General features: G+C 69.0%; 19 protein-coding genes. 10 read left to right on the forward strand and 9 right to left on the reverse strand.

The window, feature by feature from the left end; genetic code table 11:
• The first annotated feature begins 17 nt into the window (after window positions 1-17).
• The 3 genes from ACFY3N_RS07675 to ACFY3N_RS07685 all read left to right on the forward strand — a co-directional run bounded on the left by ACFY3N_RS07675 (window position 18) and on the right by ACFY3N_RS07685 (window position 3,041).
• Complete coding sequence (locus ACFY3N_RS07675) at window positions 18-1,100, forward strand: inositol-3-phosphate synthase (RefSeq protein WP_030857072.1); 1,083 nt, start codon at window positions 18-20, stop codon at window positions 1,098-1,100.
• A gap of 78 nt (window positions 1,101-1,178) precedes the next feature.
• On the forward strand, window positions 1,179-2,441 hold the full coding sequence (locus tag ACFY3N_RS07680) for an MFS transporter (RefSeq protein ID WP_390815711.1): 1,263 nt from the start codon (window positions 1,179-1,181) through the stop codon (window positions 2,439-2,441).
• A 123-nt stretch (window positions 2,442-2,564) separates the two neighbouring features.
• Window positions 2,565-3,041: a hypothetical protein gene (locus tag ACFY3N_RS07685; RefSeq protein ID WP_390815712.1), complete on the forward strand. Its 477-nt coding sequence runs from the start codon at window positions 2,565-2,567 to the stop codon at window positions 3,039-3,041.
• Between the two features lie 102 nt (window positions 3,042-3,143).
• On the opposite strand, the gene ACFY3N_RS07690 is transcribed toward ACFY3N_RS07685, so the two are convergent.
• The gene (locus tag ACFY3N_RS07690) at window positions 3,144-4,610 is read right to left on the reverse strand and encodes a CCA tRNA nucleotidyltransferase (protein WP_390815713.1); all 1,467 of its coding nucleotides are present in this window, start codon (window positions 4,608-4,610) and stop codon (window positions 3,144-3,146) included.
• Window positions 4,611-4,808: 198 nt separating this feature from the next.
• On the opposite strand from ACFY3N_RS07690, the gene ACFY3N_RS07695 reads away from it, so the two are divergent.
• The 7 genes from ACFY3N_RS07695 (at window position 4,809) to trxA (ending at window position 14,671) form a co-directional block, all read left to right on the forward strand.
• A complete protein-coding gene (locus ACFY3N_RS07695) occupies window positions 4,809-7,184 on the forward strand; it encodes a DUF6049 family protein (protein WP_390815714.1) in 2,376 nt (791 codons plus the stop codon).
• A gap of 44 nt (window positions 7,185-7,228) precedes the next feature.
• Window positions 7,229-9,571 carry a murein biosynthesis integral membrane protein MurJ gene (gene murJ / locus ACFY3N_RS07700; RefSeq protein WP_390815715.1) on the forward strand — a complete coding sequence of 781 codons (2,343 nt, stop codon included), beginning with the start codon at window positions 7,229-7,231 and terminating at the stop codon, window positions 9,569-9,571.
• Window positions 9,572-9,712: 141 nt separating this feature from the next.
• On the forward strand, window positions 9,713-11,434 hold the full coding sequence (locus ACFY3N_RS07705; protein WP_390815716.1) for a protein kinase family protein: 1,722 nt from the start codon (window positions 9,713-9,715) through the stop codon (window positions 11,432-11,434).
• 31 nt (window positions 11,435-11,465) lie between these two features.
• Complete coding sequence (gene sigM, locus ACFY3N_RS07710; RefSeq protein ID WP_390815717.1) at window positions 11,466-12,191, forward strand: RNA polymerase sigma factor SigM; 726 nt, start codon at window positions 11,466-11,468, stop codon at window positions 12,189-12,191.
• On the forward strand, window positions 12,188-13,105 hold the full coding sequence (locus ACFY3N_RS07715; RefSeq protein ID WP_390815718.1) for an anti-sigma factor family protein: 918 nt from the start codon (window positions 12,188-12,190) through the stop codon (window positions 13,103-13,105). The genes sigM and ACFY3N_RS07715 overlap by 4 nt, the downstream gene beginning before the upstream one ends.
• Window positions 13,106-13,319: 214 nt before the next feature.
• Entirely contained in the window at window positions 13,320-14,288 is a 969-nt protein-coding gene (gene trxB / locus ACFY3N_RS07720) for a thioredoxin-disulfide reductase (protein ID WP_390815719.1), read from the forward strand.
• 44 nt (window positions 14,289-14,332) lie between these two features.
• Window positions 14,333-14,671, forward strand: a complete 339-nt coding sequence (gene trxA, locus ACFY3N_RS07725; RefSeq protein ID WP_390815720.1) for a thioredoxin — start codon at window positions 14,333-14,335, stop codon at window positions 14,669-14,671.
• Between the two features lie 87 nt (window positions 14,672-14,758).
• Here trxA and ACFY3N_RS07730 read toward each other — a convergent pair whose 3' ends face one another.
• The 8 genes from ACFY3N_RS07730 to rnpA all read right to left on the reverse strand — a co-directional run bounded on the left by ACFY3N_RS07730 (window position 14,759) and on the right by rnpA (window position 21,583).
• Window positions 14,759-15,376, reverse strand: coding sequence for a GNAT family N-acetyltransferase (locus tag ACFY3N_RS07730; RefSeq protein ID WP_390815721.1), 618 nt, complete (start codon window positions 15,374-15,376; stop codon window positions 14,759-14,761).
• 328 nt (window positions 15,377-15,704) lie between these two features.
• Window positions 15,705-16,787: a ParB/RepB/Spo0J family partition protein gene (locus tag ACFY3N_RS07735; RefSeq protein ID WP_390815722.1), complete on the reverse strand. Its 1,083-nt coding sequence runs from the start codon at window positions 16,785-16,787 to the stop codon at window positions 15,705-15,707.
• Window positions 16,784-17,860, reverse strand: a complete 1,077-nt coding sequence (locus tag ACFY3N_RS07740; RefSeq protein ID WP_390816055.1) for a ParA family protein — start codon at window positions 17,858-17,860, stop codon at window positions 16,784-16,786. The genes ACFY3N_RS07735 and ACFY3N_RS07740 overlap by 4 nt, the downstream gene beginning before the upstream one ends.
• Window positions 17,861-18,207: 347 nt before the next feature.
• Complete coding sequence (gene rsmG / locus ACFY3N_RS07745; RefSeq protein ID WP_390815723.1) at window positions 18,208-18,924, reverse strand: 16S rRNA (guanine(527)-N(7))-methyltransferase RsmG; 717 nt, start codon at window positions 18,922-18,924, stop codon at window positions 18,208-18,210.
• A gap of 122 nt (window positions 18,925-19,046) precedes the next feature.
• The gene (locus ACFY3N_RS07750) at window positions 19,047-19,559 is read right to left on the reverse strand and encodes a protein jag (RefSeq protein ID WP_390815724.1); all 513 of its coding nucleotides are present in this window, start codon (window positions 19,557-19,559) and stop codon (window positions 19,047-19,049) included.
• Window positions 19,560-19,574: 15 nt separating this feature from the next.
• Entirely contained in the window at window positions 19,575-20,837 is a 1,263-nt protein-coding gene (gene yidC / locus ACFY3N_RS07755; RefSeq protein WP_390815725.1) for a membrane protein insertase YidC, read from the reverse strand.
• Between the two features lie 3 nt (window positions 20,838-20,840).
• The gene (gene yidD / locus ACFY3N_RS07760; protein ID WP_390815726.1) at window positions 20,841-21,215 is read right to left on the reverse strand and encodes a membrane protein insertion efficiency factor YidD; all 375 of its coding nucleotides are present in this window, start codon (window positions 21,213-21,215) and stop codon (window positions 20,841-20,843) included.
• Window positions 21,212-21,583 (reverse strand): ribonuclease P protein component, encoded by a 372-nt coding sequence (gene rnpA / locus ACFY3N_RS07765; protein WP_390815727.1) that lies wholly within the window; start codon window positions 21,581-21,583, stop codon window positions 21,212-21,214. Before rnpA ends, yidD begins: the two co-directional genes overlap by 4 nt.
• Window positions 21,584-21,602 lie beyond the last annotated feature (19 nt).

Here is a 21,602-nt window from a genome sequence, read left to right on the forward strand (position 1 = left end):
CACAGGGAGCAACCGGAATGGGTTCGGTTCGCGTAGCCATCGTCGGCGTGGGCAACTGCGCCGCATCGCTGGTGCAGGGCGTCGAGTACTACAAGGACGCCGACCCGGCGTCCAAGGTCCCGGGCCTGATGCACGTCCAGTTCGGCGACTACCACGTCCGTGACATCGAGTTCGTCGCCGCCTTCGACGTGGACGCCAAGAAGGTCGGTCTGGACCTCGCGGACGCCATCGGCGCCTCCGAGAACAACACCATCAAGATCTGCGACGTGCCGAACAGCGGCGTCCAGGTCCAGCGCGGCCACACCCTCGACGGTCTCGGCAAGTACTACCGGGAGACCATCGAGGAGTCCGCCGAGGCCCCGGTCGACGTCGTCCAGGTCCTCAAGGACAAGCAGGTCGACGTCCTCGTCTGCTACCTGCCCGTCGGCTCCGAGGACGCGGCGAAGTTCTACGCCCAGTGCGCCATCGACGCCAAGGTCGCCTTCGTCAACGCCCTCCCGGTCTTCATCGCCGGCACCAAGGAGTGGGCGGACAAGTTCACCGAGGCGGGCGTCCCGATCGTCGGTGACGACATCAAGTCCCAGGTCGGCGCCACCATCACGCACCGCGTCATGGCGAAGCTGTTCGAGGACCGGGGCGTCGTCCTGGACCGCACGATGCAGCTGAACGTCGGCGGCAACATGGACTTCAAGAACATGCTCGAGCGCGACCGCCTCGAGTCCAAGAAGATCTCCAAGACGCAGGCCGTCACCTCCCAGATCCCCGACCGGGACCTCGGCGAGAAGAACGTCCACATCGGCCCGTCCGACTACGTGGCCTGGCTGGACGACCGCAAGTGGGCCTACGTCCGCCTGGAGGGCCGTGCCTTCGGTGACGTCCCGCTGAACCTGGAGTACAAGCTCGAGGTCTGGGACTCCCCGAACTCCGCCGGCGTCATCATCGACGCCCTGCGCGCCGCGAAGATCGCCAAGGATCGGGGCATCGGCGGCCCGATCCTCTCCGCGTCCTCGTACTTCATGAAGTCCCCGCCGGTGCAGTACTTCGACGACGAGGCCCGCGAGAACGTCGAGAAGTTCATCCAGGGCGAGGTCGAGCGCTAGGACCTCCCCACTGTGGGCAGTTGAGGGTCTCCGGGTCGCATGGCCCGGAGACCCTCTCCGTATGTGAGGCTGTGCCCCATGGCCGTCGTCCGTGACCTGCGCGTCCTGCTGCGCCTCCAGGGCTTCAGACGCCTGCTCGCCGTCCGGCTGCTCTCCCAGGGCGCCGACGGCGTCTTCCAGGTCGCGCTCGCCGCCTACGTGGTCTTCTCCCCCGAGAAGCAGACGTCGGCCACGGCGATCGCCTCCGCGATGGCGGTTCTGCTCCTCCCGTACTCCGTGGTCGGCCCCTTCGCGGGAGTCCTCCTGGACCGCTGGCGCCGCCGCCAGGTCTTCCTGTACGGCAATCTGCTGCGCGCCCTGATGGCCTCGGTGACCGCCCTGCTGATCCTCGGCAGGGTGCCCGACTGGCTTCTCCTCGTCGCCGCCCTGTGCGTCACGGGCGTCAACCGCTTCGTCCTCGCCGGACTGTCCGCCGCGCTGCCGCGCGTGGTGGACAGTGAGCGGCTGGTCGTCGCCAACTCCCTGTCCCCGACGGCCGGGACACTCGCCGCGACCGCGGGCGGTGGTCTCGCCTTCGTGGTCCGTCTGGTCATCGCCGACTCCGACGCGGCCGTGGTGCTCGTGGGCGCCGGGCTCTACCTGGGCGCGGCCGTGGCATCGCTCCGGATGGCGAAGGAACTGCTCGGTCCCGACCGCGCGTTGATGCATCCCCGGCTGGCCACGGCACTCACCGGGACGGCGCGCGATCTGCTGGCAGGCGTACGGCACCTCGCCGCGCCCCAACGCAGAGAGGCCGCCTGGGCGCTCACGGCGATGTCGCTCATGCGGTTCTGCTACGGCGCGATGCTCGTCATGCTGCTGATGCTCTGCCGGTACGCCCTGACGTCGACCACCGACGAGGGACTCGCCCTGCTGGGGCTGGCGTTGGGTGTGTCCGGCGCCGGCTTCTTCGCCGCTGCCGTCCTCACGCCCTGGACCGCGGGACGGCTCGGCCCCGGCCGCTGGATCGTGGTGTGCGCCGCGGCGGCGGCCGTACTGGAGCCGGCGCTCGGCCTTCCCTTCGCCTCCGGCCCCCTGCTGGCCGGAGCGTTCGTCCTGGGTCTGACCACCCAGGGCGCGAAGATCGCCACGGACACCATCGTCCAGGCCTGTGTCGACGACGACTTCCGCGGCCGGATCTTCTCCGTGTACGACGTCCTGTTCAACGTGGCCTTCGTCGGCGCCGCGGGAGTGGCCGCGCTGATGCTCCCACCGGACGGCCGATCGGTCCCACTGGTGGTAACGATCGCCGTTATCTACGGAGCAGTAGCTGTGGCTATGGCACGTTTTGAGCGTCAGTAAGTGTCACATCAACGCCACAGAGCCTTATTCGGCTACAGCGTTGTCAGTGCGGGCCGGTAGCTTACGTGCGTCTTATCAACGCGTCTTTCGCGCCGCGCACCCACATTCCAGGGGGACTCCAAAGTGACCACTCCGCCGCCCCAGGGCAACCCGTTCGCACAGGGCCAGCAGCCGCAGCCCTACGGCCAGCCCCAGGGGCAGCCCCCCTTCCCGCAGCAGGCGGGCCAGCCGGGTTTCCCCCCGCCGGGTGCCCCCGTCCCGCCCCCCGCTCCCGCCAGGCGCTTCAGCAAGAAGATGCTGCGCATCGTCGGCTTCATCGTCATCGCGGTGCTCATCGCCGTGGGCAAGTGGTTCTTCGGCCAGACCGACGCCGAGACCACCTCCGTGGGAAGCTGCATGCACAACGAGGGCACGCAGATCAGCCCGGACCTCAAGACGGTCGACTGCTCCTCGGGTGATGCCCAGTACGAGGTCGTCGAGAAGTTCGACAACACCAGCGACGACTCGAAGTGCGAGGCCGTCAAGGAGGCGACGATCTCCTACTACCAGACGGGCGACAGCAGCCACAATGTGGTTCTCTGCCTCAAGGAAGTGAAGTAACCCCCGCACGCAGGCTCGAAGGGCGGTGTTTCACGTGAAACACCGCCCTCGCCGTGTCACCGGGCTCATGTTTCACGTGAAACATGAGCCCGTTCCACGCTCTCAGCCCTGCTGGCCGGCCCACCACTCCTTGAGCGCCGCCACCGCCGCGTCATGCTCCATCGGGCCGTTCTCCAGCCGGAGCTCCAGCAGGTGCTTGTACGCCTGACCGACGGCCGGGCCCGGCTTGACGCCGAGGATCTCCATGATCTGGTTGCCGTCGAGATCCGGGCGAATGGCGTCCAGTTCCTCCTGCTCCTGGAGTTGGGCGATGCGCGCCTCCAGGCCGTCGTAGGCACGGGAGAGCGCGGCGGCCTTGCGCCGGTTGCGCGTGGTGCAGTCCGAACGGGTCAGCTTGTGGAGCCGACCGAGAAGCGGTCCGGCGTCACGGACATAACGGCGCACAGCGGAGTCCGTCCACTCTCCCGTGCCGTAGCCATGGAAGCGCAGATGGAGCTCGACGAGACGCGAGACGTCCTTCACCAGCTCATTGGAGTACTTGAGCGCCGTCATGCGCTTCTTGGTCATCTTCGCCCCGACCGCTTCGTGGTGGTGGAACGAGACGCGGCCGTCCTTCTCGAAGCGCCGCGTGCGCGGCTTGCCGATGTCGTGCAGCAGGGCCGCCAGGCGAAGGGTCAGATCGGGGCCGTCCTCCTCCAGCGCCATCGCCTGCTCCAGGACGATCAGCGTGTGGTCGTAGACGTCCTTGTGCCGATGGTGCTCGTCCCGCTCCAGGTGCAGGGCCGGCAGCTCGGGCAGTACGTACTCGGCGATCCCGGTGTCCACGAGCAGGGACAGTCCCTTGCGCGGGTGCGTGGAGAGGATCAGTTTGTTCAGCTCGTCCCGCACCCGTTCGGCGGAGACGATCTCGATGCGCCCGGCCATCTCCTTCATCGCCGTGACGACCTCGGGTGCCACTTCGAAGTCGAGCTGGGCGGCGAAACGGGCGGCCCGCATCATCCGCAGCGGATCGTCCGAGAAGGACTCCTCGGGTGTGCCCGGGGTGCGCAGCACCCGCGCGGCCAGATCGGCGCGACCGCCGTGCGGATCGACGAACCGCTTCTCCGGCAGCGCGACGGCCATCGCGTTCACCGTGAAGTCACGGCGGACCAGGTCCTCCTCGATCGAGTCGCCGTACGACACCTCCGGCTTGCGCGAGGTGCGGTCGTACGCTTCCGAACGATAGGTGGTCACCTCGATCTGGAAGCTCCGGTCGGCGCCCCCGACGCGGGCGGCCTTCTGCGCACCGACCGTGCCGAAGGCGATCCCGACGTCCCAAACGGCGTCCGCCCAGGGGCGCATGATCTTCAGTACGTCCTGTGGGCGGGCGTCGGTCGTGAAGTCCAGATCGTTGCCGAGACGGCCGAGCAGCGCGTCCCGCACCGAGCCGCCCACCAGGGCGAGTGAGAACCCGGCCTCCTGGAAGCGGCGGGCGAGGTCGTCGGCGACAGGGGCGACCCGCAGCAGTTCACTCACGGCGCGGTCCTGCGCCTGGCTCAGGGCACTGGTTTCTTCGTTGGCGTTCGGCACAACAGAAGAGGGTACGTGGCCCGAACGGCCGGGAGCGCCCTCATGATGTGCGTACGGACACCCCCGCCGATACACGGACAAGGACCGCGCCCTTGATCTTGCGGACCGGTCCGCGGCACTTCCTCCCAGCGCACATCGTTACCATGCGTGGACGCACATTCCGACGACCACTGACGAAGACGAGGGACGGGCGAGCGCGTGGCCGAGGCGGCAGACTTCCAGGGAACGAGTCCCTCACCTGCCCGCCGCTGGCTGCGGCGCACCGGAGCCCTGCTCGCCGGAGTGCCCCTGCTGACGGGGCTCGTCCAGTTGCCCGCCGCGCCCTCCGCGGACGCCGCGGGGGCGGACGCGCCGCAGGCCGCTTCCGGCGCGGGCTCGGTCTCCGTCTCGGTCGACACCCTCACCCCCGGCATCCCCGCCGAGGGCGACACCGTCACCGTGTCCGGAACGGTGACCAACAAGGGCAGGCAGACCGTCACCGACGCCCACGTGGGGCTGCGCGTGGGCCCGCTGCTGAACACCCGCTCGGGCATCGACGGCGTCGCCAAGGACAGCACCGACGTACAGGGCGTCCTCGGCACGGAGGTCGGCGACACGTACGCCGAGGAGTTCGCCAGGCTCACTCCGGGTGTCTCGCAGCCCTTCACCCTCTCGGTGCCGGTGGACAAGCTGGACCTCGGGCAGAACGGCGTCTACCAGCTGGCCGTGGCGCTCTCCGGGGAGACCTCCGCCCAGCCGTGGGAGCAGACCCTCGGTGTCCAGCGCACGTTCCTGCCGTGGCAGCCCGACGGCGCCGGCACGAAGACGAAGACGACGTTCATGTGGCCGCTGATCTCCACCGTCCACATGACGGCGGAGACGGGTTCGGACGAGCAGCAGACACCGGTCTTCCACGACGACGACCTCGCCAAGGAGATCTCCCCGGGCGGGCGGCTGGACCGGATGGTGGCGCTGGGCAAGGACCTCGACGTCACCTGGGTGGTCGATCCGGACCTGCTGGCGTCCGTCGAGGCGATGACCGACCGCTACGAGGTTCCCGGCGAGGGTGACGACACCGTCGTCGGCGGCCACCAGGCGATCGCCAAGCGGTGGCTCACCGAGGTGCAGCAGGCCGTGGTGGACAAGGAGGTCGTCGCGCTGCCGTTCGGCGACCCCGACCTGGCCTCCCTCGCGCACACCGGCACGTCCGTCACCGGCTCGCTGAGTCACCTCAAGGAAGCCACCGACGTCGCCTCCAGCACCGTGGAGGCGGTCCTCCACGTCAAGCCCGCCACGGACTTCGCCTGGCCCGTCGACGGCGCCGTCGACCCTTCCATCGTCAAGGTCGCCACATCCGCCGGAGCCGACAAGGTGATCGCCCGCAGCGACACCTTCGAGGAGGCCGGCGGCCTGTCGTACACGCCCTCCGCGCCCCGGCCCATCGGCGGCGGCACCACGGCCGTCGTCGCGGACGCGCGGCTATCCACGGCGTTTCAGGGCGACATGACCAAGGCATCCATCTCCACGCTCGCGGTGCAGCGGTTCCTGGCCCAGAGCCTGACCCTCGGCCTGCAGACGAAGCGGCAGCGCAGCGTCGTCGTCGCGCCGCAGCGCACGCCGTCCGCGAGCCAGGCCCAGACGATGGCCGAGGCGCTCACGATCCTCCAGGACGGAACCTGGTCGGAGCCGCAGGACCTCACGGCGGCCGCCAAGGCCGAACCGGACCCCGCCGCCGCCACCAAGGTCCCGCCGGCCTCCGCGTACCCCTCCTCCTTGCGCAGGCGTGAGCTGCCGCGTGCGACGTTCGAGCAGATCGGGAGGACGCAGGCCAAGCTCGACAAGTTCAAGGTGATCCTCTCCGACCAGTCCCGGGTGGTGACCCCGTTCGGACGTGCCCTGAACCGGGCGATGTCCGTGTCGTGGCGGGACCGGGAATCCGAGGCGGCGATCTACCGGAGCGGCATCGAGTCGTACCTCGACACGCTCATCGGGCGGGTCAGACTGATCGACAAGTCGGAGACGAAACTCTCCGGCCGCAGCGCCACCATCCCCGTGACGGTCCAGAACAACCTGGTGCAGGGAGTCGAGCACCTGGTGCTGCGGCTCACCTCGACCAACCCGACCCGTCTCGAGATCGGGGGGGACACCTACGAGGAGCAGCGCGTCGCGGTCTCCGGAGGCCACAGCCAGTCGGTGAAGTTCACCACGTCCGCCAACGCCAACGGACGGGCCACGGTGATCGCCCAGTTGTACACGCAGGACGGTCAGAAGTACGGCGAACCCGTCACGTTCGACGTGAAGGTCACCGAGATCACCGCCACGGTGATGCTGGTCATCGGCGGTGGCGTACTGCTGCTCGTCCTCGCCGGCTTCCGGATGTACACCCAGCGCAAGCGGGCCGCAGCACGCGAGGCCCAGGAGCGGGATCATGAGGCGGACGAGGACGCCGACGACCCGCAGACCCCGGAAGCCTCCGGGGAGCGTCTCGCCCGGGAGCCCGGGGCGGACGACCCGGAGCAGCCGAGTGACCCGACACCGGACACCGCACCGGAGAACGCCGACCCGTCCGGCACGGGTGAGAGAGTGGACCGTTGAGGATGTCGTGGCCGGTGGGCCCGGGACGATGAGGTGGGGTAACCATGAACGCGCCGTACGACGGTGACCGCGGCCATGCCGCGGGCAACTCGGGCCATCCCGAGTCGGGCCCCCCGCAGGGTCCGCCGCCCGGGCACGACCAGGTGCCGCAGCCGCCCGTCGACCCGTACCTCCAGGACGCCTACGACCAGGATCCCTACCGGGCACAGGACCTCACCGCCCAGGACCCGGTCGCCGAGGCGCTCTACGACCGCGCCGCGCACCCGCCGCCCCCGCCCGGCACCTACCCCCCTCAGCAGCCGCTGTACGGGCAGCCGCCCCAGTCCCCGTACGCTCCCGACCCGCGGGTGTGGGCCCAGACGCCCGCGCCGGAGCCGGACGGGCCGACGCAGTACCTGCCGTACGGCGACGACCCGCGCACCACCCAGTTCGTGGGCGTGGACGACCTGGTCGGCCAGGCCGGCGACCAGCGCCGTGAGCCGGACGCCTTCGCCCACCTGTTCCGCGACCAGCAGCAGAGCGGTGCCTTCCCCGACCAGCAGCAGAGTGGCGGGTACCCCCAGCAGCAGAGTGGCGGGTACCCCCAGCAGCACGGTGGCGTACACCCGGGCCACCCGCCGGTGAGCGGCCAGCAGCCCTACGCGCCCGTGCCGGGACCGGCGTCCTCGACACCCGGCCACTACGCGGGCGCCACACCGCCCCCCGTCGCGGAGGCCCCCGCGCCCGAACCGGCTCCCGCCCCCGTCCCGAAGAAGAGCGGCCGGGCCGGGGGACTGCTGAAGTCGAGCGCCGTGATGGCGGCGGGCACGATGGTGTCCCGCCTCACGGGGTTCGTCCGGTCCGCGATGATCGTCTCGGCGCTCGGCCTCGCCCTGCTGGGCGAGTCGTTCCAGATCGCCTACCAGCTGCCGACCATGATCTACATCCTGACCGTCGGCGGTGGCCTCAACTCCGTCTTCGTGCCACAGCTCGTGCGGGCGATGAAGGACGACGAGGACGGGGGCGAGGCGTACGCCAACCGTCTGCTGACGCTCGTGATGGTCGCCCTGGCCGGGCTCACCGCCCTCGCGTGGCTGGCCGCCCCGCTCCTGGTGCGCGCGCTGTCGGTTCCGGTCGCCACCGACCCCGCGGCCAACGACGTGGCGGTCACCTTCACCCGCTTCTTCCTGCCCTCGATCTTCTTCATGGGCGTGCACGTGGTGATGGGTCAGATCCTGAACGCACGCGGCCGATTCGGCGCGATGATGTGGACCCCGGTCCTGAACAACATCGTCATCATCGTCACGCTCGGCACGTTCATCTGGGTCTACGGCACCGCCGCCGACTCCGGCATGACCGTGAAGACCATCCCGCCGGAGGGTGAGCGGCTGCTCGGTGTGGGCGTCCTCCTCGGCCTGGTGGTCCAGGCCCTGGCGATGATCCCCTACCTCCGCGAAACCGGCTTCCGCATGCGGCTGCGCTTCGACTGGAAGGGCCACGGTCTCGGCAAGGCCGCCATGCTCGCCAAGTGGACGATCCTCTTCGTCCTCGCCAACCAGGCGGGCGCGCTGGTCGTCACCCAGTTGGCCACCGCGTCGGTCAAGGACACGAGCATCCCGGGCACGGGCTTCAGCGCCTACTCCAACGCCCAGCTGATCTGGGGCCTGCCGCAGGCCATCATCACCGTCTCCCTGATGGCCGCCCTTCTGCCCCGTATCTCACGCTCGGCGGCCGAGGACGACGGCGGTGCCGTCCGCGACGACATCTCCCAGGGCCTGCGCACCACCGCGGTCGCGATGGTGCCGATCGCCTTCGGTTTCGTCGCGCTCGGCATCCCGATGTGCACGCTGATCTTCGGCTCCTCGGGCACCGGAGCAGCCACCAACATGGGCTACATGCTGATGGCCTTCGGTCTCGGCCTGATCCCCTACTCCGTGCAGTACGTCGTCCTGCGGGCCTTCTACGCCTACGAGGACACCCGAACCCCCTTCTACAACACGGTCATCGTGGCCTCGGGCAACGCGATCGCCTCGGCGCTGTGCTTCTTCCTGCTGCCGGCCCGCTGGGCCGTGGTCGGCATGGCCGCCTCGTACGGACTGGCCTACGCGATCGGCGTCGGCGTCGCCTGGCGCCGGCTGCGCAAGCGGCTGGGCGGGGACCTGGACGGCGCCCGGGTGCTGCGGACCTACGCGCGGCTGTGCATCGCCTCCGTGCCCGCCGCGCTGCTCAGCGGCGCTGCCTGCTACGGGGTCGTGCAGACGCTCGGCCAGGGCGTTCTGGGCTCGTTCGCAGCGCTGCTGGCCGGTGGGGCCGTACTGTTCGGGGTCTTCTTCGTGGCCGCCCGCCGGATGCGGATCGAGGAAGTCAACTCGCTGGTCGGTATGGTGCGCGGACGCCTTGGACGCTGAGGCGAGGGGTAGGCGCACAACCATCGTCGGCCACTGTGTGTCGTGCATAGCGGCGGACTGTGGGCACAATTGGTCTCGGCGTCGAACGGCGCGCGACGGACGCCGGCCGACGCGCATGGGATGGGGAGGCAGGGAACGACGGTGGCCGAACGGAGCACAGCTGCCGTCGACGTGGCAGACAACAGCGGTGAGCAGCCGCTGACCGCACAGGCGGACCAGTCCACGGCCGACGGGGTGGCCCAGAACCGGGAGCGGGACACGGACAGCGACGAGGCACAGGAGGGCACCGGGACCGACGGTTCCGCGATGACCTCGCCACCCGAACTGCACAGCGGTCACAAGCTCGCCAGGCGCTACCGCCTCGAGGAGTGCGTCACCCGTCTGGACGGGTTCAGCAGTTGGCGTGCCGTGGACGAGAAGCTCCGCCGCGCCGTCGGCGTGCACATCCTGCCCGCGGATCACTCGCGTGCCCGGTCCGTCCTGGCCGCGGCCCGCTCCTCCGCCCTGCTGGGCGACCCCCGCTTCGTCCAGGTGCTGGACGCCGTCGAGGAGAACGACGTCGTCTACGTCGTCCACGAATGGCTCCCCGACGCCACCGAACTGACGACGCTCCTGGCGGCCGGCCCGCTGGAGGTGTACGACGCCTACCAGATGGTCAGTCAGGTCTCGGCCGCCATGGCCGCGGCCCACCGCGAGGGCCTCGCCCATCTGCGCCTGAACCCCAACGCCGTCCTGCGCACCTCGACCGGCCAGTGGCGCATCCGCGGTCTCGCGGTGAACGCGGCGCTGCGCGGCGTCAGCTCCGACACCCCGCAGCGCACCGACACCGAGTCCATCGGCGCCCTGCTCTACGCGGCGCTCACCCAGCGCTGGCCGTACGAGAGCGACGCCTACGGCATGTCAGGACTACCGAAGGACATCGGGCTGATCCCGCCCGACCAGGTGCGCGCCGGTGTCCACCGCGGGCTGTCCGAACTGGCCATGCGCGCGCTTGCCAACGACGGCGCCACCGCCTCGCGCCACGAGGCGGCGTGCACCACGCCCGAGGAACTGGTGAAGGCGATCGGCGAGATGCCCCGCATCCGCCCACCGGAGCCCGCGTTCACGACCCCTCCCGACTACCAGCGCACCACCTACCAGCAGGGCACCTACGGCCGGCCGGCGCCGCACCCCGGCGTCACCCAGCCGGTGCCGGCTCCGCCTCCCCCGCTGCAGAGCCGCACGGGCAAGGCGCTGAAGTGGGCCGTCTCGGCCCTGCTGATCGCCGCGCTGGGCCTGGGCAGCTGGCAGCTCGCGGACGCGCTCCTGGAACAGGACAAGCAGTCCGACGACACCAACCAGACCCAGACGACGGACGGCGACGACAAGAACGACACCAAGCCCGAGCCGGCCAAGCCGCTCGGCATCAAGGGCGCCCAGGAGTACGTGGCCGAGGGTGACGCCCAGCATCCGGAAGACGTGAACCTGACGTATGACGACAGCACGTCGACGGGATGGCGGACCAACAGCTACAAGGACGGTCCGGAAATAGTGATCAAGCCCGGAGTCGGCATCGTCTACGACCTCGGCTCCGACCAGGAGGTGTCGGCCGCGACGCTCTCCTTGCGCTACGGCGGTGACCACACCACCGTCAAGCTGTACGCCACCGACACCCTGGACTCGTCCACACCGCTGAGTTCGATGAAGCAGCTGGGCGAGACGACGACGAACAGCACCTCCGCGAAGGTGACGGTCGACAAGCCGGTGAAGAGCCGCTACGTGCTGGTGTGGCTGACCGCGATGCCTTACTCCGGCGCGGATTCCGTCAACTACAGCCAGCCCGGCTACAAGCAGGCCATCACCGAGCTGAAGTTCGTCGGCTGACAGCCCACCGAATCCCAGGGGAGGGGGTCCGATGGCAGAGGGCGCCGCGCACCGCGACGCAAGCGATCAGGACCTCCTGGCCCTGCATGTGGCCGGCGACCCCGAGGCCTTCGGTGAGCTCGTGCGCCGGCACCGTGACCGGTTGTGGGCCGTGGCCCTCCGGACGCTCGGTGACCGCGAGGAGGCCGCTGACGCCGTCCAGGACGCCCTCGTCTCCGCCTACCGGGCCGCCCACACCTTCCGCGGCCAGTCGGCCGTCACGACATGGCTGCACCGGATCACGGTGAACGCCTGTCTGGACCGTGCCCGCAAGGCGGCCTCCCGCAAGACCGCCCCGGTCGACGACACCGAGCGCCTGGAGCAACTGCTCGAACCCCACGAGTCCGCCTCCGCGCCCGCGGAGCGCAACGATCTGCACCGCCAGCTCATCGAGGCCATGGGCACCCTCCCGCCCGATCAGCGGGCCGCACTCGTCCTCGTGGACATGCAGGGCTATCCGGTCGCCGAAGCCGCCCGCATCCTCGATGTGCCCACCGGCACGGTGAAGAGCCGCTGTGCGCGGGGCAGAGCCAGACTCCTGCCCCTGCTCACCCATCTACGGCCGAACGGCCCCGGTGAGCGCGGGAAACCAGGTGAGGGGCGGAACCGGACGCAGCGGACGCCCGTCCCACCCTCGGCGGGTCCGCGGCAAGCGGATCCACCGGACCCGGCATCGAACGACCCGGCTGCAGTGAAGGGCGGAGGTGGGCGAGCGTGACGTCGACGACAGACATGGCCGAACACCCGGACGTCGCGGAGATCTCCGACCTGACCGAAGGGCTCCTCCCGTCCGCCCGGAGCGCCGACGTACGCCGGCATCTGGACGAGTGCGCGCTCTGCGCGGACGTCCATGCCTCACTCGAGGAGATCCGGGACCTGCTCGGCACGGCGCCGGGCCCGCCCCGCATGCCCGCCGACGTAGCGGGCCGCATCGACGCGGCGCTGGCCGCGGAGGCCCTGCTGCACGCCACGGCACCGGAGCCCGAGGCTGCCGCGGAACCCGCCGATACTTCTCCCGCGTCCTCCGACGGCGAGCCCGCGCATGTTTCACGTGAAACATCGACGCCCCAGGGCCAACCGGGCGGGCGCCCCCGCTCCACCACGACCGGACCGGGACGCAAGGGCCGTCTGCGCGGCGGACGTCGCCGGGTCGCCGTCCTGGGGACCGTGTTCACGGTCGCCGCTCTGGGGATCGGGTCGGTGGTGCTGTCCTCCGTGAACGACGGCACCGGTCAGGACGAGGGTCCCCGGACCGCCGCCTCGGACACCTTCTCCGAAGGAAAGCTGGAGAAGCAGGTCACCGATCTCCTCGCACAGAGCCAGGGGGAGGTGCAGGGCTCCGGCACCGCCCACACACTCGGGTCGCAGTCGGAGTCCGACGCCGTCGGTCCCAGGGTCCTCAAGGAGCCCGTGGTGCCGGAGTGCGTCAGCGACGGCATCGGCCGCAACGACGCCGCACTCGCCACCGAGAAGGGCGTCTACAAGGGGAAGGACGCTCTGCTCGTCGTGCTTCCCGACGTCTCGGACGACACCCGTGTGACCGCCTACATCGTCGAGGCGACCTGTGTGGACAACCCGTCCGAGGCCACCACGGCGAAGGTTCTGCTGAAGCACTCCTACACACGCTCCTGACGCCCGGGTTACACGCCTCTGACGCGCGGCGATCCTTCTCCCTCCTGCGTGGTATCCCGTACGGTGTGCGCTTCTCCGGACCGGCAGCGGGCCGTCGCCCGTGTACCCGGGCACGGCGGGAATGCGCGCCCCTTAGGATCCGTTGGGTGGGGTGAGGGTTCTGAAAGAAGCTCCCCCGGTCGACCGACGCAGACCAGAGACGAGGAATCAAGCCGTGAGCGACGTCCGTAACGTGATCATCATCGGCTCGGGGCCCGCCGGCTACACGGCGGCGCTCTACACCGCCCGTGCGTCGCTGAAGCCCCTGGTGTTCGAGGGCGCTGTCACCGCCGGCGGTGCGCTGATGAACACCACCGAGGTCGAGAACTTCCCCGGTTTCCAGGACGGCATCATGGGCCCCGAGCTCATGGACAACATGCGTGCCCAGGCGGAGCGCTTCGGTGCCGAGCTCGTCCCGGACGACGTGGTCGCCGTCGATCTGACCGGTGAGATCAAGACCGTCACGGACACCGCCGGCACGGTCCACAAGGCGAAGGCCGTCATCGTCACCACCGGCTCGCAGCACCGCAAGCTCGGCCTGCCCAACGAGGACGCCCTCTCCGGCCGTGGTGTCTCGTGGTGCGCCACCTGTGACGGGTTCTTCTTCAAGGATCACGACATCGCCGTGATCGGCGGTGGCGACACCGCGATGGAGGAGGCCACCTTCCTCTCCCGCTTCGCCAAGTCCGTGACGATCGTCCACCGCCGTGACACCCTGCGCGCCTCCAAGGCGATGCAGGAGCGTGCCTTCGCCGACCCGAAGATCTCGTTCGTCTGGGACAGCGAAGTAGCCGAGGTCCAGGGCGACCAGAAGCTCTCGGGCCTGAAGCTGCGCAACCTCAAGACCGGCGAGCTCTCGGACCTGGCGGTGACCGGCCTGTTCATCGCGATCGGCCACGACCCGCGCACCGAGCTCTTCAAGGGCCAGCTGGAGCTGGACGAGGACGGCTACCTGAAGGTCGAGGCCCCCTCGACGCGCACGAACCTCACCGGTGTCTTCGGCGCCGGCGACGTGGTCGACCACACCTACCGCCAGGCGATCACCGCGGCCGGTACGGGATGCTCCGCCGCCCTCGACGCCGAGCGCTTCCTCGCCGCCCTCGCGGACGAGGAGAAGGCCGAACCCGAGAAGACCGCTGTCTGACCCCCATCCGCCCCACGCATCAACCAGTAGTTAAGGAGCCCGCTGTGGCCGGCACCCTGAAGCATGTGACCGACGACTCCTTCGAGCAGGACGTCCTCAAGAGCGACAAGCCCGTCCTGGTGGACTTCTGGGCCGCCTGGTGCGGTCCGTGCCGTCAGATCGCCCCGTCCCTCGAGGCGATCGCCGCCGAGTACGGGGACAAGATCGAGATCGTCAAGCTGAACATCGACGAGAACCCGGCCACGGCCGCCAAGTACGGCGTCATGTCCATCCCGACCCTGAACGTCTACCAGGGTGGCGAGGTCGCCAAGACCATCGTCGGCGCCAAGCCGAAGGCCGCGATCGTCCGCGATCTCGAGGAGTTCATCACCGCCGCCAAGTGATGGCTGCCCGCCTCGTCGACGGTGCATGTTTCACGTGAAACACGAATGGGCCGACCCGAACGGGTCGGCCCATTCGCATGAGGAGCGTCAGAGGGGCCTCAGTGCCGGCTCCTTCTGCACCGCTCCGAGCAACCGGTCCAGCGCCATCTCGACGTCCTCCTTCCAGGAGAGCGTCGTCCTCAGCTCGAGTCTCAGCCGGGGGTAAGTGGGATGCTGTCGGACCGTCTTGAAGCCCACGGCCAGCAGATGGTCGGCGGGCAGGACACAGGCCGGCTCCTTCCAGCGGGCGTCGCCGAACGCCTCGATCGCTTTGAAGCCCCGGCGCAGCAGGTCCTTGGCCACCGTCTGCACCATCACCCGGCCCAGCCCCTGCCCCTGGTACCCCGGCATGATGAACGCCGTCATCAACTGCACCCCGTCAGGTGACACGGGACTGGTGGGAAACGCCGTGGAGCGCGGTACATAGGCGGGCGGAGCATAGAGGACGAAGCCCACGGGGACGTCATCGACGTAGACAATCCTTCCGCAGGATCCCCAGTCCAGGAGGACGGCCGAGATCCATGACTCCTTCTCGACCGCGGAGGTTCCCGCCTTTACCGCTGCCTCGCCGCTGACGGGGTCGAGTTCCCAGAAGACGCACGAGCGGCAGCGCTGGGGGAGATCCGGAAGGTTGTCCAGCGTGAGCGGTACGAGCCGACGGCCCATGAAGGCTGTTCCTCGCTTCCTTCGCCCGCTGCCTCGCGGGCGGCTGTCAGAGCGCTCCGTTCCCTGAGCAGGCTACCGACGAAGCCGCTGACGGCGCCCACCCCCAGCCCCGCGCTCACCAGTCCGGTGCGGCTCGTCATTCGCATGGCCCCTGCCTTGCTCTCAGAGGTACTGCCGGGTGGATGCGCCCTGTCCAAACGCATCGTATCCATGAAGCGATTCCCTCGGCACCGCCGAAAAGCAAAGGGCGGACCGCCTTCCGGTACACACCGGACACGGTCCGCCCCCCTGGTCACCCAGTCGGCCGCCCGGCCGAACCCGCCGAGGATCAGGACTCGGCCTCCACGGAGTCGTCGTCCACCAGGCTCTTCTGCAGAACGGGTCCCTCACCCGGGGCAAGGGTGCCGAGGATGCGCTCGAGGTCCTCCATGGAAGCGAACTCGACCGTGATCTTGCCCTTCTTCTGCCCCAGGTCGACCTTCACCCGCGTCTCGAAGCGATCCGACAGACGCGTCGCCAGATCCGTCAGGGCCGGGGAGACAAGAGATCCGGCGCGTGGTCCCTTGGACCGCTGAGCCTTCTGGGACCGTGAACCCATCAGGGTCACGATCTCCTCGACCGCCCGCACCGAGAGCCCTTCGGCCACGATCCGGTGGGCCAGCCGGTCCTGCTCCTCGGCGTCCTCGACGGACAGCAGCGCGCGTGCGTGTCCGGCGGACAGCACACCGGCGGCGACCTTGCGCTGAACGGTCGGGGAGAGCTTCAGCAGACGCAGTGTGTTGGACACCTGCGGACGGGACCGGCCGATGCGGTCCGCCAGCTGGTCGTGCGTGCAGTTGAAGTCCTTCAGCAACTGGTCGTAGGCGGCGGCCTCTTCCAGTGGGTTCAGCTGGGCACGGTGCAGGTTCTCCAACAGTGCGTCCAGGAGGAGCTTCTCGTCCTCCGTGGCCCGTACGATCGCCGGGATCGCCTCGAGTCCCGCCTCTCGGCAGGCACGCCACCGGCGCTCACCCATGATGAGCTCATAGCGTGCGGGACCCACTTGCCGGACGACGACCGGCTGGAGGAGACCGACCTCCTTGATGGAGGTGATGAGCTCGGACAGCGCGTCCTCGTCGAAGACGTCACGCGGCTGCCGGGGGTTCGGCGTGATGGCGTCGAGGGGGATCTCGGCGAAGTGCGCGCCCATGGGCGGCGCGGGCACGGCCGCAGCATCGTCCGTTTCACGTGGAACGGTCGGCAGCGTGGTCACCTTCGCGGCAGCCACCCCTCGATCGTTCGGCAGTATCGGCGCCACCGGAGACGTGGCGGTGACACCGCCCACCGCGGACGGCGTCACCGTCTTCTCTGTCGGGGCAGCGGGGATCAGTGCGCCGAGACCACGACCCAGCCCTCTCCGTCGCTCGCTCACTGGACGCCCTCCACCATGCTCGGATCGTTCTGCTGTCCACCGAGGTGAGCCTGCGATGCGTCATAGCCGACGCCGACACCCCTCAGCGCAATCTCTCGTGCCGCCTCGAAGTAGGAGAGGGCACCGCTTGATCCAGGATCGTAAGTCAGCACCGTCTGCCCATAACTCGGCGCCTCCGAGATACGGACGGAGCGGGGGATGCTCGTCCGCAGTACCTCGTCGCCGAAGTGGGTGCGCACCTCGTCCGCGACCTGCGACGCGAGGCGCGTCCGGCCGTCGTACATGGTGAGCAGGATCGTCGATACGTGCAGGGTGGGGTTGAGGTGTCCCCGCACCAGGTCGACGTTGCGCAGCAGCTGCCCCAGCCCTTCCAGCGCGTAGTACTCGCACTGGATCGGAATCAGCACCTCCTGACCGGCCACCATCGCGTTGACCGTCAGCAGGCCGAGCGAGGGCGGGCAGTCGATGAGGATGTAGTCCAGCGGCTGCTCATACGCCTGGATCGCCCGCTGCAGCCGGCTCTCCCGCGCCACCAGCGACACCAGCTCGATCTCCGCACCGGCGAGATCGATCGTGGCGGGGGCGCAGAAGAGTCCTTCGACATCGGGGACCGGCTGGACGACCTCCGCGAGCGGCCTGCTCTCCACCAGTACGTCGTAGATGGAGGGGACTTCCGCGTGGTGGTCGATCCCCAGGGCCGTGGACGCGTTGCCCTGGGGGTCGAGGTCGATCACCAGGACACGGCTGCCGTGCAGAGCGAGCGACGCGGCAAGGTTGACGGTGGTCGTCGTCTTACCGACGCCACCCTTCTGGTTGGCGACCACGATGACGCGGGTCTGCTCGGGCCGTGGCAGGCCCTCACCGGCTCGCCCCAGAGCCTCTACCGCCAGTTGGGCAGCACGACCGATGGGAGTGTCGTCCATCGGAGGCGGTGTTTCACGTGAAACATCCACTCCCGTCGACTCGGTACGGGGACCGGGGACCGGATCGGTCATCGGTCCCGCGATGTTGGCGTCGGACCGCAAGGATTCACTCTCCTCGACTTCAGGCTCGCTATGAACAGAGCCTCCCATGCCGTCGGGGTCGTGAACCAGTGAGCCCTGTCGTTCTGTGGAGAAATCCACCTCTGTGGACAACTCCGCACCCCTTGAGGAGGCCGATGCCTTCTCGGGAACAGAAGCCTCTCCGAGTGAACCGAGAGGCTTCCGGTCACGAGGTTCGGCCGCAGCGCGGCCCCGACCGATGATGCCGTGCAGCAGTGAGCGATGTTTCACGTGAAACACGATGCACAGCGGCCGAGGCGCCACTACCGCGACACTCCGGCACATATGGGTTCGGCAGCTTGTGTGGAGTACGTCCGGCTCCCATGACGGACCGCACCCCGACGGACCGGCCGTCGCCGGCTCGGCCCCGCCCGTTCTCAGCGCCGGCGCCGGGCCCGTCCCGTACGGGCGGCCTTCGCGCGCTTCGCCGCGAACCGCACACCCCCCGGGCTCTCCCCGACCTCGACCCGCACCACCGTGGACATCGGATCCACGACACCCTCGCCCACATGCACGATGGACGTCTCCACGGCACCGAGCTTGCTCAGCGCCGTCGCGGAGCTCTTCAGCTCCTCCTCGGCGGTGTCGCCCTTGAGCGCCAGCATCTCGCCGTAGGGCCGCAGCAGAGGAATGCCCCAGGTGGCCAGACGGTCGAGCGGAGCCACGGCACGAGCGGTCACCACGTGCACCGGAGGCAGCTTCCCCATGACCTCCTCGGCCCGGCCGCGCACGACCGTCACATGGTCCAGTCCGAGCAGCTCGACGACCTCGGTCAGAAAGTTGGTACGCCGGAGCAGCGGCTCCAGCAGAGTGATCCTGAGGTCCTCCCGGACCAACGCCAGGGGAATCCCCGGCAGACCCGCACCCGAACCCACATCGCACACCGTCACACCCTCGGGCACCACCTCCGAGAGCACCGCGCAGTTCAGCAGATGCCGCTCCCACAGGCGGGGCACCTCGCGCGGCCCGATCAAGCCGCGCTGCACACCCGCCTCGGCGAGCAGCTCCGCGTACCGGACCGCGTCCTCGAAGCGATCGCCGAACACCTCGCGTGCCTGGTCGGGCGCGGGGGGAAGCTCCGCTGCCTCCGTCACGGGGGACCGTCCTTCCGTACCGTGCCGGCACCGAGCGCCGACACCAGAACCACAGAACTATCAGGCTGACAAAGTTCGGCCCCGTCTGCGCAACAGACGGGGCCGGTGGAACGTAGAACCGATCAGGCGGGAAGCACGACGACGAAGCGCTGCGGCTCCTCGCCCTCGGACTCGCTGCGCAGGCCGGCCGCCTTGATCGCGTCATGCACGACCTTGCGCTCGAACGGCGTCATCGGGTCCAGCTTCACGGCCTCGCCGCTGCTCTTGGCCTCGGCCGCGGCCTTGGCGCCCAGCTCGGACAGCTCGGTCCGCTTCTTGGCCCGGTAGCCGGCGATGTCGAGCATGAGACGGCTGCGGTCCCCGGTCTCCCGGTGCACGGCCAGCCGCGTGAGCTCCTGGAGCGCCTCCAGCACCTCACCGTCACGACCCACCAGCTTCTGCAGACCACGGCTGCCCGTGTCGCTGATGATCGAGACGGAGGCACGGTCGGCCTCGACGTCCATGTCGATGTCGCCGTCGAGGTCGGCGATGTCGAGCAGACCCTCCAGATAGTCCGCCGCGATCTCGCCCTCCTGCTCCAGGCGGGTCAGGGTGTCTGCGCCCTCGGCAGCGGCGGAGGTGGTGCCTTCCGTCACGGGATGGACTCCTTCTTACTTCTTGGACGGGGACTTGGGCCGCTGCGGACCCTTGCGCTGCCCGGACTGGGCCCTGCTGCGGGTGCTGCCCGCAGGCTTGGCGTCGCCCTTCTTGGCGGGGGCGGCGGGCTTGGCGTCCTCGGGCTCGTCGGACTTGGTCAGCGAGGTGGGCTCACCTGCCGCCTTGGCCGTGCCGGACTGGCGCTGGGACTTGGTCTGCCGCTTGGGCTGCTGCCGCTTGGCGGCGGCCCCGGCGGCGACGTCCTCGGCCTGGGCGGCGGCCGTGCTCTCGCTCTTGATCACCGTGCCGTCGGCCTGGGCCGCGAGACCCGCCTTGTTCAGACCGTTGATGAACTTGCGCTCGTACTCGTTGCGGTCCCGGCCCTTGACGACGATGGCCTTGACGATGGCCCGCTCACGCCGGTTGCGGGTCCTGCCGTGCTTGGAGACATGCTTGGAGAGGCGCTCCAGGTAGGCGGCCTGCGCCTTGGAACCCGGCGTGGGGTTGTTGTGGATGACGTACATCTGCTGGCCCATGGTCCACACGTTGGTGGTCAGCCAGTAGACGAGGACACCGACCGGGAAGTTGATGCCGAAGACGGCGAAGATGACGGGGAAGACGTACATCAGCATCTTCTGCTGCTGCATGAACGGCGTCTTCACCGTGGTGTCGACGTTCTTCGTCATCAGCTGGCGCTGCGTGTAGAACTGCGACAGCGACATCAGGACGATCATGATCGCCGTGACGACGCGGACATCGGTCAGCGAGGAGTTGAGCGCCTCGACCTTGTCCGAGCTGTCCGTGAACTTCGCCGCGAGCGGGGCACCGAAGATGTGGGCCTTCTGCGCGCTCTCCAGCAGACGCTCGTTGATCACACCGATGGTGTCGTTCGACGCGATGCTGTTGAGCACGTGGTAGAGGGCGAAGAAGAACGGCGACTGCGCCAGGATGGGAAGGCACGAGGAGAGCGGGTTGGTGCCCGTCTCCTTGTACAGCTTCATCATCTCTTCGGACTGGCGCTGCCGGTCGTTCTTGTAGCGCTCCTGGATCTTCTTCATCTCCGGCTGGAGCGTCTGCATCGCGCGCGTCGCCTTGATCTGCTTCACGAAGAGCGGGATCAGGCAGATACGGATCAGAATCACCAGGGACACGATCGACAGGCCCCAGGCCCACCCGGTGTCAGGGCCGAAGACGGCGCCGTACACCTTGTGGAACTGGACGATGACCCAGGAGACAGGTGTCGTGATGAAGCTGAAGAGGCTGGCAATCGTGTCCACTAATCATGCTCCTTGGGCATGGGACGAGGTCTCTGCGGCCGGGCTCGAAGGACCCGTCGGACCTGTGAGAGAGGTCCGCCCCTCGGTGGCCGGTTCGGCGGCGGAGGTCCCGCCCCTGCGTGCACGCCAGGCGTCACGCAGCATTTCGTGCCACCGCGGACGCTTGCGCGGCGGAACATGGTCCACACCGCCCAGCGACCACGGATTGCACCGGAGGATGCGCCAGGCCGTGAGCGCTGTGCCCTTGATGGCACCATGCCGGTCGATGGCCGTGTAGCCGTAGTGGGAACACGACGGGTAGTACTTGCACACCGGCCCCAGCAGCGGACTGATCGTCCACTGGTAGATCTTGATCAACGCCAGCAGCGGGTACTTCATCGCGCGCCCCCTCCCAGCAACCGCCGCAGGGCGGCATCCAGGTCTCGGGCCAGTAGTGCATGGTCGGCGTCACCCGCACCGGGCAGCGCTCGTACGACTACCAGGCTACCGGGGGGCAATCGGTCGACTCGCTCGCGCATCAGATGACGAAGCCTGCGCTTCACCTTGTTGCGCACCACCGCACCACCCACGGCCTTGCTCACGACGAAACCCGCACGCGACGGGGGAGCACTCTCCCCAGCCGCATGCGGGTCCGTGGCACCGCTACGAAGATGGACGACGAGATGCCGGCTTCCTGCCCGACGTCCTCGTCGTACCGCGGTCGCGAAGTCCTCGCGCCGCCTCAGCCGGTTCTCGGTGGGCAGCACGACGTCATGACCTGACCGG

The sequence above is a fragment of the Streptomyces sp. NPDC000348 genome (assembly GCF_042898795.1).
Classification (GTDB): Bacteria; Actinomycetota; Actinomycetes; order Streptomycetales; family Streptomycetaceae; genus Streptomyces.

Coding starts and splice junctions, on each gene's coding strand:
- ACFY3N_RS07675 (WP_030857072.1), top strand. CDS start 18: ATGGGTTCGGTTCGCGTAGCCATCGTCGGCGTGGGCAACTGCGCCGCA.
- ACFY3N_RS07680 (WP_390815711.1), top strand. CDS start 1,179: ATGGCCGTCGTCCGTGACCTGCGCGTCCTGCTGCGCCTCCAGGGCTTC.
- murJ (WP_390815715.1), top strand. CDS start 7,229: ATGAACGCGCCGTACGACGGTGACCGCGGCCATGCCGCGGGCAACTCG.
- sigM (WP_390815717.1), top strand. CDS start 11,466: ATGGCAGAGGGCGCCGCGCACCGCGACGCAAGCGATCAGGACCTCCTG.
- ACFY3N_RS07730 (WP_390815721.1), bottom strand. CDS start 15,376: ATGGGCCGTCGGCTCGTACCGCTCACGCTGGACAACCTTCCGGATCTC.
- ACFY3N_RS07740 (WP_390816055.1), bottom strand. CDS start 17,860: ATGGGAGGCTCTGTTCATAGCGAGCCTGAAGTCGAGGAGAGTGAATCC.
- yidD (WP_390815726.1), bottom strand. CDS start 21,215: ATGAAGTACCCGCTGCTGGCGTTGATCAAGATCTACCAGTGGACGATC.